Raw genomic sequence first — 16031 nt, 5'->3', positions numbered from 1 at the left:
CGAATAGGGTTCGCCGGTCAGCCAACCGGCGAACCTCACTTATCAGCTTAATGCCACGGCCTGAGGCTGTGCGGCCTCAGTTTCGAAACGATGCCACTGAGTCACCGTCGCAAAAAGGCGCTTGCCACGCTGCACACCTAAACGCTCAAAATCGGTGTGACTGATGGTCGCCAGCCAGGGCTCCACTAACCAATCGGCTTGCAGTTCCAGACGCACCTCAGCACCAACCGGAACAATGGCGGTTACCGTCACCGGCAAATGGGACTGCGCACTGGGTTCGCCCGCCAGGGAAATTTCGTGCGGACGCAACAGCACTTCCTGACGACCGTCGGCCAGATCAGCGACATCCAGATGCGCATCACCGCAGGTTAAAACACCGTCGCGCACCTCGCCTTCCAGACGATTCACATCGCCCATAAATTCAAATACAAAACGGTTCGCCGGTTGCCGATAGAGTTCATCCGGAGTGGCAATCTGTTCAATGCGACCATTGCTCATCACCACCACACGATCGGACAATTCCAGGGCTTCTTCCTGATCGTGGGTCACAAACACGCTGGTAAAATTCAGCTCTTCGTGCAGATGCCGCAACCAGCGACGCAGTTCCTGACGCACCTTGGCATCGAGCGCACCGAAAGGTTCATCCAACAACAGCACGTCTGGCTTCAGCGCCAAAGCACGCGCCAAGGCAACGCGCTGTTGTTGACCGCCGGATAACTGCGCCGGAAAGCGTTCAGCAAAATCATTGAGCCGAACCATTTCCAATAATTGCGTCACCCGCGCGTGAATTTCCGCCTTGGATGGACGTTCACCGCGCGGCAAAGCGCGCAGACCAAAGGCGACGTTCTCAAACACCGTCATATGGCGGAACAAGGCGTAATGCTGGAATACAAAACCGATGCGTCGATCACGCACATGCAGCTGAGTGACTTCACGCTCGCCAAAATAAATACGACCACCATCGGCCTGTTCCAGGCCAGCGATAATGCGCAACAAGGTGGTCTTGCCGGAACCGGACGGGCCCAGCAAACCAATCAGTTCGCCTTCGGCAATATCCAGGTTGATCGGCTCCAACGCCTGAGTGCGGCCAAAGCGTTTGGCAACCTGTTCAATTCGGATGCTCATGCGTGTTTCTCCCGGCGCTCCGCGCGCCTGTCCAGCATGGCCTTGGCGGCCAGCGTCAGCAGTGCCATCAGCGCCAACAAGGACGCACTGGTGAAAGCACCGACAGTGTTGTAATCCTGATACAGCTGTTCAACCTGCAATGGCAAGGTATTGGTCTCACCGCGAATGGCCCCGGCAACCACCGAGACCGCGCCGAATTCGCCGACTGCCCGCGCGTTGGTCAGAATCACGCCGTACAACAAAGCACCGCGAATGTTCGGCAAGGTGACGCGGCGGAAGATGGTCCAGCCGGATGCGCCCAAGGTGACCGCCGCTTCCTCTTCGCGTGAACCCTGGGCCTGCATCAGCGGAATTAATTCGCGCGCGACAAAAGGACAGGTGACAAAAAGCGTTACCAAAACAATGCCCGGCCAGGCAAACATGATCTGAATATCGTTGGCATCCAGCCAGCCACCGAGCCAGCCGTTGCGACCATAGAGCAACAGATAAACCAGGCCAGCAACGACCGGTGAAACGGCAAAGGGAATATCGATCAGGGTTTGCAATAAACGCCGGCCGGGAAATTCAAAGCGCGTCACCAGCCAGGCCAGAAAGACACCGAACAACAGATTGATCGGCACCGTTAAAGCCGAGACCATCAAGGTCAAACCAATAGCCGCCAGGGTGTATTGATCACTGAGATTTTGCCAATAAATGTCGACACCACGCGCCAACGCCTGGGCAAAAATCGCCACCAGCGGCAACACCAGAAACAGACCGGTTAATGCCAGGGCGGAGCCGATTAAAATTCGGCGCACTAAAGGCGCATCACCAATGCGAATCATCAGCCGCGACCTCCGTGCAGACGTTTAATAAAGCGGCCTTGCCAGAGATTAATCACCAGCAACAGCAGCAAAGACGTTGCCAAAACGATCGATGCCACCGCCGACGCACCGGCGTAGTCGTATTCCTGCAAGCGGACAAAAATCATCAGCGAAGTGATTTCGGTCTCGTAAGGTTTGCCGCCGGCAATAAAAATCACTGCGCCGAATTCACCCAGAGAACGCACAAAAGCCAGACCGGTTCCGGTCACCAGCGCGGGCCACAGATGCGGCAAGATAACGCGACGAAAGGCATGGCCGTCTTTGGCTCCCAGACTGACCGCGGCTTCATCGATTTCCACCGGCAAATCTTCCAGCACCGGCTGCACGGTACGCACCACAAAGGGAATGCTGGTGAAGGCCATCGCCAGGGCAATGCCGACCCAGGTGTAGGCGATGGAAATGCCGGTCGGTTCCAATAAAGAACCGATCCAGCCGTTGCTGGAATAGAGCGTCGCCAGAGTAATACCGGCGACCGCTGTCGGCAGCGCAAAGGGCAAATCCATCAAGGCATCGACCAGACGCTTACCGGGAAAGTCGTAACGCACCAGCACCCAGGCCATCAGCAAACCAAAGGCCGCGTTAAAGATGCACGCCACGGCCGCCGCACCAACGGTAACACTGTAGCTGGCGACGATGCGCGGGTCAGTAATCAGGAACCAATATTGCGACCAGCTTAACTGCGATAACTGCCCGACCAGACTGGTCAAGGGCAGCAGCAGGATCAGCGAAACAAAGGTCAGAGAGACGCCGAGTGAAAGACCAAAGCCGGGCAGAACCCGGCGTTGGCGTGACAAGGTGAAGCGAGCGGTGGTCATCGACGTTGCAACTGATCCAGTTTGGCGCCGCTGGCAAAGTGCGTTTCCATCGCTTGCGGCCAGCTACCGAAGATGTCTTCCACACGCAGCAATTCGGCTTCCGGGAAACGGTCGCTGAATTCAGCAGCGACGCTCTGGTCGTTGACGCGGTAGTTAAAGCCGGCCAACAGACGCTGCGCTTCGACGGTGTAGAGGTAATCGAGATAACCGCGCGCCAAGTCGAGGTTGCCGTTACGCTCGGCATAATCTTCTACGACGGCGACCGGGAATTCGGCCAGGATGCTGACCGGCGGCACCACCACTTCGTAGTCATCAACGCCGTATTCGTTACGGATGTTGTTCACTTCCGATTCAAAGGTGATCAGTACATCACCGATGCCGCGTTCAACAAAGGTCGTGGTCGCGCCACGGCCGCCGGTGTCGAACACTTCGACGTTGCCGAGGAAGCTTTTCATAAAGTCTTCGATCTGAGCTTCGTCACCATCAAAGGTGCGATCGGCATAACCCCAGGCGGCCAGATAGGTGTAACGACCGTTGCCCGAGGTTTTCGGATTCGGGAACACCAGCTCGACGCCATCGGCCGCCAGGTCATCCCAGCTTTCGATGTTTTTCGGGTTGCCTTTGCGCACCAAAAACGCCGTAGTCGAATAATAAGGAGAGGCATTGTTCGGGTACTGCGCCTGCCAGTCGTCAGCGACCAGTCCGGCTTCGGCCAGGACGTTCACGTCGGTGACCTGGTTAAAGGTCACTACATCGGCACGCAGGCCTTGCATAATGGAACGCGCCTGAGTGGACGAACCACCGTGCGATTGTTTCACGCTGACGGTTTCGCCCTGCTCGGCTTGCCACCAGTCGATAAATTTCGGGTTTACCGCGGCAAAGAGCTCGCGCGCGATGTCGTAAGAGGTGTTGAGAATTTCGCGGGAATCTTCGGCCTGAGCCGGCGCACTAGCCAGTGTCAGACTCACAGCCAAAGCAGAAACGGAAGCGATTAACCGGACCATCAGTACTCCTTAAAAACAGGCGGTTATTAAGATGGCGGCCAGAGTAAATAAACGATAATGGAATGACAATCCAAGAAATTAGAACATTTAGTTCTATGATTGGATGACTTCGCCCTAACGCTGTCAGTCGTCACGCCAAGGCGTCCGGCACTCTTATCCAGGGCTGAAAAAACCTTCCGCCCGGCGACGTTCGTGGCAAGGGGTGCCGGGAGGGTGAGCGTCGCCGTTGCGGGCAGAAGGTCAGAAAGTTTTATAAAAGAATAAACACCACACTCAAGGCGGTCACAGCACCGAGCACGCCGTTGAACCAGCGCCGCTTGCGTTCGTCCTGCAGCGCGCGACGCAGTTGTGTGCCCAGCAAGGTCCAGAGACTGCAGCTGGGATAGGTGACCAGTGCAAACATTGAAGCCACTGCCAAAGCACTCGGCCAGTAGTCATCGCCCGACAGACTGAACGCCGCAATGCCGGTAATCGCCATGGCCCAGGCCTTGGGGTTAATGACCTGAAACAGCGCCGCCTGCCACCAGCGCATCGGCTTGGCTTCGCCGTCGGCTGTCTTGCCCAAGCCACCGGCGGTGGCAATGTTCCAAGCCAGCCACAGCAAGTAAGCCGAGCCGGCAATTTTCAGCGCCCAGTGCAGTTGCGGAATGGCCAACAAGACGGCGCCTATGCCTGCCGCCACTAAAATATTGAGGGCAAAAAAACCCACAAAAATCCCGGTGATATGTGGCAAGGTGCGCCAGTATCCAAAGTTCACACCCGAAGCGGTCACCATTAAATTATTCGGTCCAGGCGTGACCGATACGCTGAAGGTGTAGAGCAGAATCGGCGCTAAAAAACTCAGCGTCAGGACGTCCATTCAACAAAGCCTCGTAAGTAGGTTTGAGCCCGACCGCGAATGCGCACGCGGTCGCCTTTTAATTCGCATTCCAAACGACCGCTCCGCTTGGAAAGCTGTTCAGCGGTCAACGTCGTTTTATTCAGTTTTTTGCCCCAGTACGGCGCCAGCAAACAGTGCGCTGATCCAGTCACCGGATCCTCAACCACGCCGTCTTTCGGGCCACAAAACACCCGCGATACAAAATCGACACCCGGACGTTGGCTGGCGGCGGTCAGGATGACCGCGTTGTCGACGGCGTCGATGTCGGCAAAATGGCGCTCGAATTCGGCGACCTGCTGTTCGCTGTCGAGCACCGCCAGCAAAAAGCGATCTTCAATCACCTCGACCGTTGGCAGCCCCAGTCGCTGCTCAACCTCGGCCGGTAACTGGCTGGGATTGGGCGCATAGGCCGGAAAATCCAATTCCAGTTGGTCGCCGGCACGACGTACTTCCAACAGACCACTGCGACTGTGCAGGCGCAGCACCTGCGCGCTGCAACCGAGTTCATTCCATAACACATGCGCACTGGCCAAAGTGGCGTGACCACACAAATCGACCTCCTGGCCGGGCATAAACCAGCGGATATTCCAATCGTCGCCCTGTGGCCAGACAAAGGCGGTCTCCGACAGGTTGTTTTCAATCGCCAACTGCTGCATCACAGTGTCGTCCAGCGGCGCATTCAGAATCATCACCGCAGCTGGATTGCCCTGAAAAACCGCCTCGGCGAAGGCATCAACCTGATAGATCGGAAAAGCCATCTCTGTGTTCTCCTTTATGTTGGGGATAGGCGCCGGGTGTTAACGGCAGCGGTGCTTCAGTCCACCAGCTCCACATTAATGCGTTTGTTCTGTTTGCCTTTGCTTTTGATCGACGGAATGCGCACCTGGCCGATCTCACGGATATTCTGCACATGGGTGCCGCCGCATGGCTGATAGTCGAGCCCGGCAACGCGCACCATGCGCAACTCGCCAGCACCGCGTGGCGGCTGAACACTCATGGTGCGCACCAGCTCCGGCTGTTCATCGAGAATCGATTCCGGCAGCCACTCGGTAGTCACTTCCGCGCCCTTGGCAATCAACGCATTCAACTGGGCTTCCAGTTCCAGCTTATCGATGGGCGTGGTCAGATCGAACTCGGCACGGCTTTGATCAGCGCCGACATTGCCGCCAGTGACCGGATCTTTGATCAGATGACACAACAGATGCAGGCAGGTGTGCATGCGCATATGGCGATGACGTCGCTGCCAATCCAGTTCCAGCTCAACCGTCTCGCCTGGCGCCAGCGTCACCGCCTCGGCCAGATGATGTTCGATCTGCGAACGATCTTCGCTGTAGCGCGTATCCACTACTTCCAGGCGCTGGCCGCCCACCCTGATCCAACCGGTATCACCAGGCTGACCGCCGCCGCGCGGGTAAAACAGCGTGCTGTCCAACACCAGGCGCTGATCCTCACAGGCCACGACCTGAGCCGCCATTTGGGTCTGGTACGAATCCAACTGGAAAGGCTGGCGCATATTGACTCCTTTTGTAGGGATACAATTTGATCGATGTAAACCAAGCATGAAGACACTCGGAAAATCGCTACAGTGCTGATTATTCAACACTTCGATCCATAGAATGGAACAATCGAAGCCTTGGAAAATAGGAACAATTGCAGTCTAATGCGCAGACATTTGGCTGCAAGCAATTCTTTGTCACCATGACAATTTTCAATATCGACCAATGCACCGGTCCCAAATACAAGGCGCTGGCCGGTCGCATCGAGCAGGCGCTGCGCGATGGCGACCTCAAAGCCGGTGATCGCTTACCGACCCATCGGCAACTGGCCGAAGAACTGGGCGTGACGGTCGGCACCGTCACCCGCGCTTATGCCGAAGCCGAACGGCGGCGCTTGGTGGAGGCACGCGTTGGCAGCGGCACCTATGTGCGTGGCGCCACAACACCGGGCACCGATTTTCAGGTCACCGATTCCACCGTCGATACCGGCATCGATCTGGGCTTTTCCAAGGCGCTGGAACTCGATCAGGCCGAGCAGTTGCAGGCCAGTCTGGCCGAATTGCAGAATTCACCGGTGCTGCCGCATTTGCTGCGCTATCAATCCGAATTTGGTTTGCCGCACCAGCGTGAAGTCGGTCGGCAATGGCTGCAACAGACCGGCCTGGGCGATTACAGCGCCGATGATTTGCTGGTTACGCTCGGTGGTCAGCATGGTTTTTTTGTTGCCCTGCTTGGCCTGACTCAGGCTGGCGATGGCATCGCCTGCGAAGGTCTGACCTACCCCGGCCTGGTGGCCGCAGCCAACCAGCAAGGCCTGCGCCTGATGCCGTTGCAGTTCGATACCCAAGGCCTGTCACCGGAAGCACTGGAAGCCCAGTGTTTGCGCCAGCCACCGCGCGTGCTCTACCTGATGACGCGGCAACACAATCCGACCGGCGGCGCTATGTCGGCGCAGCGCATTGATGAACTGGCCATGCTCTGTCGTCAGTATCAGATCATGGTGATTGAAGACGATGTGCAGGGTTGCCTGGGTGATCCCGAAGCACCGTCTTTTTCTGCTCGCCACCCGGAACTGACCATCACCATTGCCAGTCTTTCGAAAGCCTTGTGCGGCGGTTTGCACGTTGGTTTTATGCGCGGCCCGAAACGCTGGATACCGGCGCTGAGCGCAGCCTTTCGGGCGACCTGTTGGATGGCGGTGCCGCTGACCACGGAAATCGCCTGCCAGTGGATGACCTCGGGCTACGGCGACCGTCTGATCGCCACTCAAAAAGCCGAGTTGCAATGGCGCCACCAGGCCATTCAAGCGCGTTTCGATGCCGCCGGACTGCAAGCACGCTGTGGCGGTTTTAACGTCTGGCTGGAGCTGCCGTCGCCCTGGCGCGCGGTCAATCTGGTCGAACGCGCCGCTGAACACCGTATTCGTATCAAGGCCGCCGAAGTCTTTGCCGCCGGCCAGTTTGCCGCGCCGCAAGCAATTCGGCTGTGCATCGGCGGCCAGTTGCAGCGCGACACCCTGCTCGACGCCATCGACACCCTGATTCAAATCATCAACAGCCCGGAATATGGCCGTGATTCGCTCAACCATATTTAACCTCATCAGCACCAGGACACCTTATGGATAACAACACCAAAACCGGCGCCATCTACGCCCTGCTCGCCTACACCATCTGGGCCATTGCGCCCATGTATCTGAAGATTCTGCGTGAGGTGCCGGCGGTGGAAATTCTGGCCCATCGCATCATCTGGTCATTTCTGATTACGCTGGTCATCATTGTGTTATTGCGGCGGCGCGAGGCCTTACTCACCGTGCTGCGTAATCGCAAAGCGCTGTGGGCACTGCTTGCTTCCACCTGCCTGATCGGCTTCAACTGGGGCCTCTTTATCTGGGCGGTCAACGCCAATTTTATGCTCAGCGCCAGTCTGGGTTATTACATCAATCCGCTGATGAGCATTCTGCTGGGCATGATTTTCTTCGGCGAACGACTCGATAAGGTGCGCACCTTAGCAGCTGCACTCTGTGTCTCGGCGGTGGTCTTTGAGGTGATTCAGTTTGGCCAGTTGCCGTGGATTGCGCTGGCGCTGGCGGGCAGCTTTGCGGTCTATGGTCTGGTGCGCAAAAAGCTCGGTGTCGACAGCCTGACTGGCATGGCACTGGAAACCGGTCTGTTGCTGCCGATTGGTCTGCTGTATTTGTTCATCGTGCAAACGCCGACCAGCAACCCGCTCAACAACAGCCTGTGGCTGAATCTCCTGCTGATTGGCGCTGGCCCGGTATCGATGACGCCGCTGATGCTGTTCGCCGCCGCCGCCAATCGCATCAGTCTGACGGCGCTGGGTTTCTTCCAGTACATTGCCCCGAGCGGCATGTTTTTATCAGCGGTGTTTATTTACGGTGAGCCGTTGAGCCCGGCGAAGCTGATCACCTTCGGCTTGATCTGGTTGGCGCTGTTGATCATTTCCATCGACTCTTTGCGTCAGATGCGTCGCTCACGCCGCTTGCGTAAACACGAAGCGGAACTGCTGGTGACTGAACCCAGTTAATGAGCCGAGTTGATCAGCCGATCCAGCGCTGCCACCAATCGAGCATAAACAGCAGCGACAGCAACACAAAGACAGCGCCAGCGGTGCGATCGATCCAATGACGACGACGCAGAAACCGCTGGCGTAAAGTCGGCCGCGCCAACACCAGACCGACCGCCGCAAACCAGGCGCTGGTAACGACAAAGACATACAACACCAGCGCCAACTGCATCCAGTTGTTCATACCGCTGACCAACTGCACCAGGATGGCGGAGAAAAACAGCAGCGCTTTGGGATTCAATACATTGGTCAAAAAGCCGCGCCAGAAATCGCCCTGACCGGTAGTCGCTGTGGGTTGAAGATCAGCCTCCTCACTGGGCTGCGCCGTCAAACCACCCCAGCCCAGATAGAGCAGATAACCGATGCCCAGCCAGGGCAGCGTCATCGCCAGCCAGGTTGACGACTGCACCAGCGCGCTGATGCCCAGCACCGCAATCAGGGTATGCAAAGTCACACCGCAACCGATACCCAGCGCATTGAGCGTACTGGCCCGGTGACCCCGCGTTAACGCCGATTTCACCACCAGCGCGAAGTCCGGACCGGGGCTGATGACTGCGGCGGTATAAACCAGAACAAAAGGCCACCAACTGGGCATGTGCAACTCCTGCAAGAAATCAGCACGCACCCTAACCAGCGATCAGCGTCAAGGGAAGGTCGCGCTATGACAAATTGATGGCCTAGCCTTGTTAACCGGACCGGCAAACCAGACTCTACACTTCACGCCAAATAAAAAGCGTGGAGACCGCTATGCACATCGACACTTTTTTTGACCACCTCTGGCAAGACTACATCCGCATGACGCCCCAGGCGGAAACCATCGCCCAGGCCTTGCGTGAGCGTGGCGAAACCATCCAGAACGATCACGTGGCTTTTCGCACCTTTAACCGCGGCCCCATCGCGCTGGAAAAACTGGAACCCTTTATCCTCGATCTGGGTTACCAGCGTTACGAGCCTTACCATTTCGCCGAGAAAAAACTCGATGCCTACGGCTACATTCCCCCCAATCCCGAACAGCCGCGCATCTTTCTGAGTGAGCTGCGAGTGGAAGAACTGTCGGCCGAAGCCCAGCGTTTAATCGACGGCTTGATTGCGCAGATCGACCCAAGCGCCGTTAACGACGCCTCCATTTTCTGGCGCGGCCCGCTGTGGAATGTGCCGACCTGGGCCGACTATCAGCAACTGGCCAGCGAGAGCGAATACGCCGCCTGGTTGAGCGTTATTGGCCTGCGTTGCAACCACTTCACCATCGACGTTAACGCGCTGCGTGACATCGACAGCATTGAAGCGATCAATTCGCTGGTCGAAGACCTGGGCTTTTCCATCAATGCCAGCGGCGGTCGCGTTAAAGGTTCAGCCGACGTATTGCTGGAGCAAGGCTCCACCAAAGCCAGCGTCCAGCCATTCGAATTTGCCGGCGGCGAAACCCATGATGTCACCACCTGCTATTACGAATTCGCCAAACGCTACCTGAACGATGAAGGCCAGCTCTATCAGGGCTTTGTTGCTGCCAGCGCGGATAAGATTTTTGAGTCGACGGATATGCGCAGCTGACGCTGCGCGGCTAGACGCATAACGGGAGACGGAAGACGCTTGCTAGCGGAGAGGGTTTAACGCTTTTTAGCGTCTCCCGTCTCCCGTTTAGCATCTCCCGGCCCCAAAGGAGTCCAAATGTGCTTGATGGTTTTAAACTGGCGCCCCGAGGCCGAAGTGCCACTGCTGTTGGTCGCCAATCGTGATGAATTTCGCGAGCGGCCGACCGAGCCGATGCACTGGTGGCCGCAAACAGCTGGCCAGCCTGCCATTCTGGCCGGTCGTGATCAGCAAGCCGGCGGTACCTGGCTGGCCATTGGAGCAGCCGGCGATTTTGCGCTGCTGACCAATATTCGCCCCGGCTACATCGGTCACACTGCTGAACGCAGCCGCGGCGAACTACCACCGCGCTTTATCCGCCATATCGCCGCTGGTGGCAGCATCGAAAGCTTCCACGCCGAGGTTCGACCAGAGATAACGGTATATGGCGGTTTCAATCTGGTTATCGGTAACGCTCAGCGTCTGTTCTGGTTCAGTTCCGATCATCCGGACGGTCGATGGCTGGAACCGGGCATCCATGCGCTGAGCAACGATGCGCTCGATACGTCCTGGCCCAAAACCCAGCTCGCCCGCCGACAGATGGCAACCCACACTGCTGTGTTAGAAACCGACTTTGCTCAAGCCTCGGTACTGACCGACCGCACAACCGTCGCTGATGCGCAGCTGCCGTCAACCGGTGTACCCACGGACATTGAGCGTCAGCTTTCCGCTCAGACCATCACCGGTGAACGTTATGGCACGCGTTGCCGCACCTGGCTAAGAGTGCATGCCGACGGTCGTTTCGCAGTTGAGGAAGTGCAGTTGGATGATTCCGGTGAAGTTACCGACAGTCGCCGGTTCACTCAGCAGCTGCGGGCTGATTCAGATGAAGCGACGGTTTTCCCAGCTCGGTAGGTTAGTGCGCACCGTCTGCAGCCGGTCTGGATCGGTGGTCACCACCAGGCCGGCATCGCCTTCGCCCAACTGCTCGACCTCGCCCCAGGGATCCACCATCAGCGAATGGCCCCAGGTATGGCGCTTTTCGTCATGTTGGCCGCCCTGGTTAGCCGCAACCAGATAGCAGCCGTTTTCCACCGCTCGCGCCCGGCATAATAATTCCCAATGTGCCTGCCCGGTTTTGAAGGTGAACGCCGATGGCGCTAGCAGAATTTCGGCGCCAGCCTGACGCAACAGACGGTAGAGTTCGGGAAAACGCAGATCGTAACAAACGCTCAGGCCCCAGCGCCCCCAGGGCGTATCGACGGTGACCGCGGCCGGCTCGCCGGCCTGATAATAATCCGACTCACGATAACGACCCTGAGCATCGCCGACGGTGGCATCGAAGAGGTGGATTTTGTCGTAATGAGCGCGCACCTCGCCGTCGCTGTCGAGCACATGCAGACGCGCCCGCGGCAGCTTTTCGTCATTAACGCGCACCGGCACGGTGCCCGCCACAAGCCACAGACCATAGCGTTGCGCCATGGCGCGCAAGGGTTTGCCCACCGGTCCGTTAAAGTCGGCTTCGAAATCAGCGATATCAGCGTTTTTGGAGGTGCCAAAGCGGGCGAACATTTCCGGCAATTGCAGCGCATCACAACCTCGGTCTGCGGCAGCGCGCATATGACGCTCAACCGCTGCCAGGTTGGCCGAAGTGTCCTTAGTGCTGATCAGTTGTGCCAGATACCACTTCATGATGACCTCCGTACATTGCCAGACTGGACCGGTTGCTGCGATCTAGGGTTCATCCGACGGTGTCTGCGCACCGGCCGGCACCTGACTGCCATCAGAGACGCGATAAAAACGCAGCTCTGGCTCATCCAGCGAACCGGTCACGTGCACCCGCGCTGAACTGAGTCGCTCCAGTTCATTGTTGAACACCCGCTCGGTCACATAAATAGCGGCCGCAGCCTGAGGCGTCACCCCGGCCAGCAAGGCCACCAGCGGGAAGGTGCTCGACAAGGGTACGGTCATCACCATATCGACATCAATCTGATCACGCACCAGGTCGGCATCGCCGGTGAAGCTGAACTTGGTGGCCGGGCCGTCGATGATCAACTGTTCGCCGACCCGCGCAAAGCCGCGATCAAACAACAGCTCGCCGCGAATCACATCGTAGGTGATGCCGTCGTTGATCAGATCGGAAAAATCCAACGCCAGGCGCCGCAATACGCGGGTGAAATTCAGCAGGCCAACCAGCTTGACGCCTTCATATTCATCCAGCTCGAGGATGGCACCGTCAGTCAACTCCAGGCCCACACGCCCTTCCAGACGGCTGTAATCAAAGAACGCCGGCGAGCCCTGCCAGCCCAGATCAATATCAAAGCTGCCGCCACTGCTGGCGAGCACAGGAGCGTAACCCCAACTGTCGAGCAGCGTCTGGATATTATCGATGGCGACCTGACCGCTCAGTTCGGTGTGGTGACGATTATCCAGATAACGCCAGACCAGGGCGCCATTCAATTCCGCCCCCGGTATCTGCGCGCGAATATTTTGCACCTGAAGTTCATCGTCGCCGGGCACCACTTCCACACGCCAGCTGCCTAAATCGCGCTCGCCGACCGACAGCTGAGCCACCTGCAGGTTCATCAGCGGAATGTCTTCCGGGCGCGCTGCCTGCATTGGATCGATCGGTATTTCCGGTTGTTGCGGGGCATCGTTTGCATCAACAGCCGGATCCACCTCGTCGTCACGCGCTGGCAAGGCGAGGAAATCCAGGTCTATAAATGCCGGATTCTCGGGGTTAAAAGGCTGTGAAATTCGACCGGCAACTTCAGCAGCAGCCACCGTTATCAACCAGGCTTCCTCGCCACGCTGTATCTGAATATCCGGGTCAGTCCACTGCTGCCCCAGATAGCTCCAGCGACGACCGCTTAAGTTCAATTCACGCAGCCACTCCCAGCTTGCACCCGTGGTGTCCGTGGTGCTGGAGCCGCTGCCATTGGAGTCAGTGGGCATCGCAAAACTCTCAGCCTGAGCCTGCAAGGCCTGCTGCCATAGGGTTGGATCAGCCTCATCCAAACGCGCATCAATGAACAAACCACGCTCACCCGGACGCAACCGTAATGGTTGATTTATGGCGATGGTGCCACCTTCAAAGGCGTTATCGGCAGCCAATTCAAACTGGGCGCTCAATACTTCGTTGTAATCCAGCCGCACCTGCCAGCCTGAATGGGTGTCACCATAATGCAGCTGAACCGCCAGTGGCGCTGCGCTGGAGGCGGTCTTGCCGAGCGGCTCGGGTAGCGCCAGCGGTACGCCGATCAGATCGGAGTTGATATCGATGTCGATGTTCCGGCCAAAACGCAACCGGGCACGCGCGGCGGTGCGTTCGCTGCGCGCGGACAGCCAGGGGTCGTTCAGCCAGCGTCCCCAATCGGCCAGCGGAGCGTTACCGGCGACGTTCAATTCGATGGCGTTGTCCTGAGCTTGCTCAACAGTGCGCAGGCTGGCGCGGTAAGGCGTACCAAACAGCATGCCGTTGAGCCGATTGGAATAGAGCCCCTGCTCGCTGTTGTAGTTCAGTTCGCCATTAAGCTGTTTGATGTCCAGTCGCTGCTCCGGCAAGGTCAGTTGAGCGTTGCTCAAGCGGCCCTGAACATTGCCCTGCAGCGGCGCACCATCCAAGGCTATGGCCAGTTTCACCTGGGCCTGACTGTCACCGCTGGCGTGCCAGCCGGCCAGGTTATCGCCGGCCAGATCGGACAAGGGTCCTTTCTGAAACAGCTCCAGGGCAGCGGCGGCAGGGCCGGCCACATCCAGATCCAGGTCCAGATGCTGGTCAGCGTAGGGAAAACCGAGCTGGCCATCGTTGAGCGTCAAACCAGCCAGGTGCGCCGACCGCGCCTGCACATCGAGTCGATCCAGCCCCACCGTCAAACGGCCTTCACCGCCGCTCAGCAGCGGCCAGTTGGGATCAATTCGCACCTGAGCGCCGCTGAAGTCGGCATCCAGGCTCAGGCCGGTTTGCACCAGCTGCCCCTGTCGATTCGAGGTGGTCAGAGCAAAGGTCAAATCAGTGAAATCGCCGGCCAGGATCTGATCGGCAATCCAGTCGCGGGCAGTGGCGGGTATCTGACGGTCTGGACGCAACCGCTTTACCCAGCCCAAGGGCGCCTCGGGCACTTCCAAGGCCAGTTGATAACCCAGTTCGCGCTCGGCATTGCCCAGCGGAATGTTCAATTTCCAGCGCGCAGCCATGGGCAAATCCGACAAACCGTTCTGCTGCTGGTCGCTATCCGCCGCCAGCCAGGCTTGATGACGCGACGCCAATTGCACGCCCAGACCCGGCCACCAACTGACATCCAGGGTTCCGGCGAGACGCGAAAAAACGAAGGGTTGGTCGTAGATATTGGGCAGATTGAAATCGATCTGGCGGTCATCGTAACTCAATTGAGCACCCCGGTTGGCAACGCGCAAACGGCCATCAAGGCCGCTTAAACCTGGCGCACCAGAAGCCGGCTGCATGCCCGCATCGGCAACATCAGCGGCCAACCGCATCGAGCTCGGGTCCGCACCATCGATCGTTAGCCAGCCGTCACGCAACTCTCCATAGGGTAACGCCTGACGCCAGAAACCGCCGCCATTGTGAATGCCCATCCAGGCAGCGAGTGGCTGTATTGGCAGGCGATCCCACTGTGCCTGCCATTGACCTTGGCGCTGTTGCAGACGCGCCTGGACGGGCACGTTGGCGCGACTGAGCGATTGCCCAGCCAAGGTCCATTGTTGCTCCAACTGGTTAAGCCACAGATCAAACCCGTTCTCGGCCCGGCTCATATACAGCTCGGTTTGCGCATCATCCAGGCTCAGGCTGGCCTGGCTGCCTTGCAACTGCATGCGGTTAGTGTGCAGCCGCATGGTCAGATCCTGCCAGCGATCCTCACGCAAACTCAGCCAGTACTCGCCAGCCACATCCAGTTCCGCCAGCCAGGGCAACCGGCTTTGCAACCAGGGTGCGAAATCGAAAGCGCCGTGGCGGGCATAGAGGTCGACCTCGTAGTCGCCATCGTTGCGCAGGCTTTCTGCCTGCAGCTCCAGCGGCACATCCAGGGTGTCGCGCACCAGATGCGCATCGGCGCGCAGCCAGTTGCTCTCGCCAGCGCCGGTCAGACGGCCTTCACTGAGAACCAGGGTGGTGAGCGGTAAATCCTGGGGTTGGATGGTCAGCGTCAGGTCGTTGAAACTGACCTGGCGCTGCTGCCGCACCAGACTGGCGAGCCGTTCAACCGACAATCGGCTCGGCTCGCTGCTACCGGTTGCGGTGCTCTCGGTACCGCCGTTACCCAGCCCCAGCATGCGCCAGCCATTAGCGCCCTGCTCCAGATGAGCGCTAAAACCGGATAATTCAAAGCGACCAAAGACCGGAGACAGAGTGACCAGCGATTGCACGATGGCCGGCTCCAGCAGCAGACGATCGACCTCAATCTGCCCGCCGATCACTACCTCTTCAGCAATCAGCACCGGATTAAAACGCTGCCAGCGTCCTTCCAGCCGGCCGATGCGAACATCAACGCCCAGCTTCTGCGACAGCATGGCCGACAGCTGTGCATCGTAATGCTCGATTTCCGGGAAAAACTGCCGCCCCAGCGCCAGATAGGCAGCGACCAGCAACACCCAAAAGGCAAACACCTTGAGCAAAGCAGAAAGCAGTGCCTGGCCAATTCGGATCGGGATCATCGGACGTGCTTCAGTAGGGTCGG

At 58.2% G+C, this 16031-nt stretch carries 14 protein-coding genes; 4 read left to right on the top strand and 10 right to left on the bottom strand.

The features are described 5' to 3' along the window. Positions 1-42: 42 nt before the first annotated feature. The 7 genes from ACXAE6_RS12300 to ACXAE6_RS12270 all read right to left on the bottom strand — a co-directional run bounded on the left by ACXAE6_RS12300 (position 43) and on the right by ACXAE6_RS12270 (position 6200). Entirely contained in the window at positions 43-1125 is a 1083-nt protein-coding gene (locus ACXAE6_RS12300; RefSeq protein WP_475148329.1) for a sulfate/molybdate ABC transporter ATP-binding protein, read from the bottom strand. Then, positions 1122-1949: a sulfate ABC transporter permease subunit CysW gene (cysW, locus tag ACXAE6_RS12295; RefSeq protein ID WP_475148323.1), complete on the bottom strand. Its 828-nt coding sequence runs from the start codon at positions 1947-1949 to the stop codon at positions 1122-1124. The genes ACXAE6_RS12300 and cysW overlap by 4 nt, the downstream gene beginning before the upstream one ends. After that, entirely contained in the window at positions 1949-2803 is an 855-nt protein-coding gene (gene cysT / locus ACXAE6_RS12290) for a sulfate/thiosulfate ABC transporter permease CysT (protein WP_475148320.1), read from the bottom strand. Before cysT ends, cysW begins: the two co-directional genes overlap by 1 nt. Next, entirely contained in the window at positions 2800-3807 is a 1008-nt protein-coding gene (cysP, locus tag ACXAE6_RS12285; protein WP_475148317.1) for a thiosulfate ABC transporter substrate-binding protein CysP, read from the bottom strand. The genes cysT and cysP overlap by 4 nt, the downstream gene beginning before the upstream one ends. A 250-nt stretch (positions 3808-4057) precedes the next feature. After that, positions 4058-4666 carry a LysE family translocator gene (locus ACXAE6_RS12280; protein WP_475148315.1) on the bottom strand — a complete coding sequence of 203 codons (609 nt, stop codon included), beginning with the start codon at positions 4664-4666 and terminating at the stop codon, positions 4058-4060. Further along, positions 4654-5445, bottom strand: a complete 792-nt coding sequence (locus tag ACXAE6_RS12275; RefSeq protein ID WP_475148312.1) for a PhzF family phenazine biosynthesis protein — start codon at positions 5443-5445, stop codon at positions 4654-4656. Before ACXAE6_RS12275 ends, ACXAE6_RS12280 begins: the two co-directional genes overlap by 13 nt. A 56-nt stretch (positions 5446-5501) precedes the next feature. After that, positions 5502-6200, bottom strand: coding sequence for an alanyl-tRNA editing protein (locus ACXAE6_RS12270; RefSeq protein ID WP_475148308.1), 699 nt, complete (start codon positions 6198-6200; stop codon positions 5502-5504). Positions 6201-6385: 185 nt separating this feature from the next. On the opposite strand from ACXAE6_RS12270, the gene ACXAE6_RS12265 reads away from it, so the two are divergent. Both ACXAE6_RS12265 and rarD read left to right on the top strand, forming a co-directional pair. Further along, positions 6386-7777, top strand: coding sequence for an aminotransferase-like domain-containing protein (locus ACXAE6_RS12265; protein WP_475148305.1), 1392 nt, complete (start codon positions 6386-6388; stop codon positions 7775-7777). Positions 7778-7800: 23 nt separating this feature from the next. Beyond that, positions 7801-8727, top strand: a complete 927-nt coding sequence (gene rarD, locus ACXAE6_RS12260; protein ID WP_475148303.1) for an EamA family transporter RarD — start codon at positions 7801-7803, stop codon at positions 8725-8727. 13 nt (positions 8728-8740) lie between these two features. On the opposite strand, the gene ACXAE6_RS12255 is transcribed toward rarD, so the two are convergent. Continuing rightward, positions 8741-9361 (bottom strand): LysE family translocator, encoded by a 621-nt coding sequence (locus ACXAE6_RS12255; protein WP_475148301.1) that lies wholly within the window; start codon positions 9359-9361, stop codon positions 8741-8743. A gap of 152 nt (positions 9362-9513) precedes the next feature. On the opposite strand from ACXAE6_RS12255, the gene ACXAE6_RS12250 reads away from it, so the two are divergent. Both ACXAE6_RS12250 and ACXAE6_RS12245 read left to right on the top strand, forming a co-directional pair. Next, complete coding sequence (locus ACXAE6_RS12250) at positions 9514-10317, top strand: 2-oxoadipate dioxygenase/decarboxylase family protein (RefSeq protein ID WP_475148299.1); 804 nt, start codon at positions 9514-9516, stop codon at positions 10315-10317. 117 nt (positions 10318-10434) lie between these two features. Then, positions 10435-11250: an NRDE family protein gene (locus ACXAE6_RS12245; protein ID WP_475148297.1), complete on the top strand. Its 816-nt coding sequence runs from the start codon at positions 10435-10437 to the stop codon at positions 11248-11250. Here the strand turns inward: ACXAE6_RS12245 and ACXAE6_RS12240 are convergent. Together ACXAE6_RS12240 and ACXAE6_RS12235 are read right to left on the bottom strand one after the other, a co-directional pair. Beyond that, positions 11218-12027, bottom strand: coding sequence for a carbon-nitrogen hydrolase family protein (locus ACXAE6_RS12240; RefSeq protein ID WP_475148294.1), 810 nt, complete (start codon positions 12025-12027; stop codon positions 11218-11220). The genes ACXAE6_RS12245 and ACXAE6_RS12240 overlap by 33 nt on opposite strands. A gap of 42 nt (positions 12028-12069) precedes the next feature. Beyond that, the gene (locus ACXAE6_RS12235; RefSeq protein WP_475148290.1) at positions 12070-16008 is read right to left on the bottom strand and encodes a YhdP family phospholipid transporter; all 3939 of its coding nucleotides are present in this window, start codon (positions 16006-16008) and stop codon (positions 12070-12072) included. Positions 16009-16031 lie beyond the last annotated feature (23 nt).

It is taken from the genome of Saccharospirillum sp. ABV4_185 (assembly GCF_056159245.1).
This window is presented reverse-complemented; position numbering and strand designations above follow the sequence as displayed.

What these genes read in the sequence shown, in the direction of transcription:
- ACXAE6_RS12300 (WP_475148329.1), bottom strand. Translation starts at nt 1,125, where the DNA reads ATGAGCATCCGAATTGAACAGGTTGCCAAACGCTTTGGCCGCACTCAG.
- cysW (WP_475148323.1), bottom strand. Translation starts at nt 1,949, where the DNA reads ATGATTCGCATTGGTGATGCGCCTTTAGTGCGCCGAATTTTAATCGGC.
- cysT (WP_475148320.1), bottom strand. Translation starts at nt 2,803, where the DNA reads ATGACCACCGCTCGCTTCACCTTGTCACGCCAACGCCGGGTTCTGCCC.
- cysP (WP_475148317.1), bottom strand. Translation starts at nt 3,807, where the DNA reads ATGGTCCGGTTAATCGCTTCCGTTTCTGCTTTGGCTGTGAGTCTGACA.
- ACXAE6_RS12280 (WP_475148315.1), bottom strand. Translation starts at nt 4,666, where the DNA reads ATGGACGTCCTGACGCTGAGTTTTTTAGCGCCGATTCTGCTCTACACC.
- ACXAE6_RS12275 (WP_475148312.1), bottom strand. Translation starts at nt 5,445, where the DNA reads ATGGCTTTTCCGATCTATCAGGTTGATGCCTTCGCCGAGGCGGTTTTT.
- ACXAE6_RS12270 (WP_475148308.1), bottom strand. Translation starts at nt 6,200, where the DNA reads ATGCGCCAGCCTTTCCAGTTGGATTCGTACCAGACCCAAATGGCGGCT.
- ACXAE6_RS12265 (WP_475148305.1), top strand. Translation starts at nt 6,386, where the DNA reads ATGACAATTTTCAATATCGACCAATGCACCGGTCCCAAATACAAGGCG.
- rarD (WP_475148303.1), top strand. Translation starts at nt 7,801, where the DNA reads ATGGATAACAACACCAAAACCGGCGCCATCTACGCCCTGCTCGCCTAC.
- ACXAE6_RS12255 (WP_475148301.1), bottom strand. Translation starts at nt 9,361, where the DNA reads ATGCCCAGTTGGTGGCCTTTTGTTCTGGTTTATACCGCCGCAGTCATC.
- ACXAE6_RS12250 (WP_475148299.1), top strand. Translation starts at nt 9,514, where the DNA reads ATGCACATCGACACTTTTTTTGACCACCTCTGGCAAGACTACATCCGC.
- ACXAE6_RS12245 (WP_475148297.1), top strand. Translation starts at nt 10,435, where the DNA reads ATGTGCTTGATGGTTTTAAACTGGCGCCCCGAGGCCGAAGTGCCACTG.
- ACXAE6_RS12240 (WP_475148294.1), bottom strand. Translation starts at nt 12,027, where the DNA reads ATGAAGTGGTATCTGGCACAACTGATCAGCACTAAGGACACTTCGGCC.
- ACXAE6_RS12235 (WP_475148290.1), bottom strand. Translation starts at nt 16,008, where the DNA reads ATGATCCCGATCCGAATTGGCCAGGCACTGCTTTCTGCTTTGCTCAAG.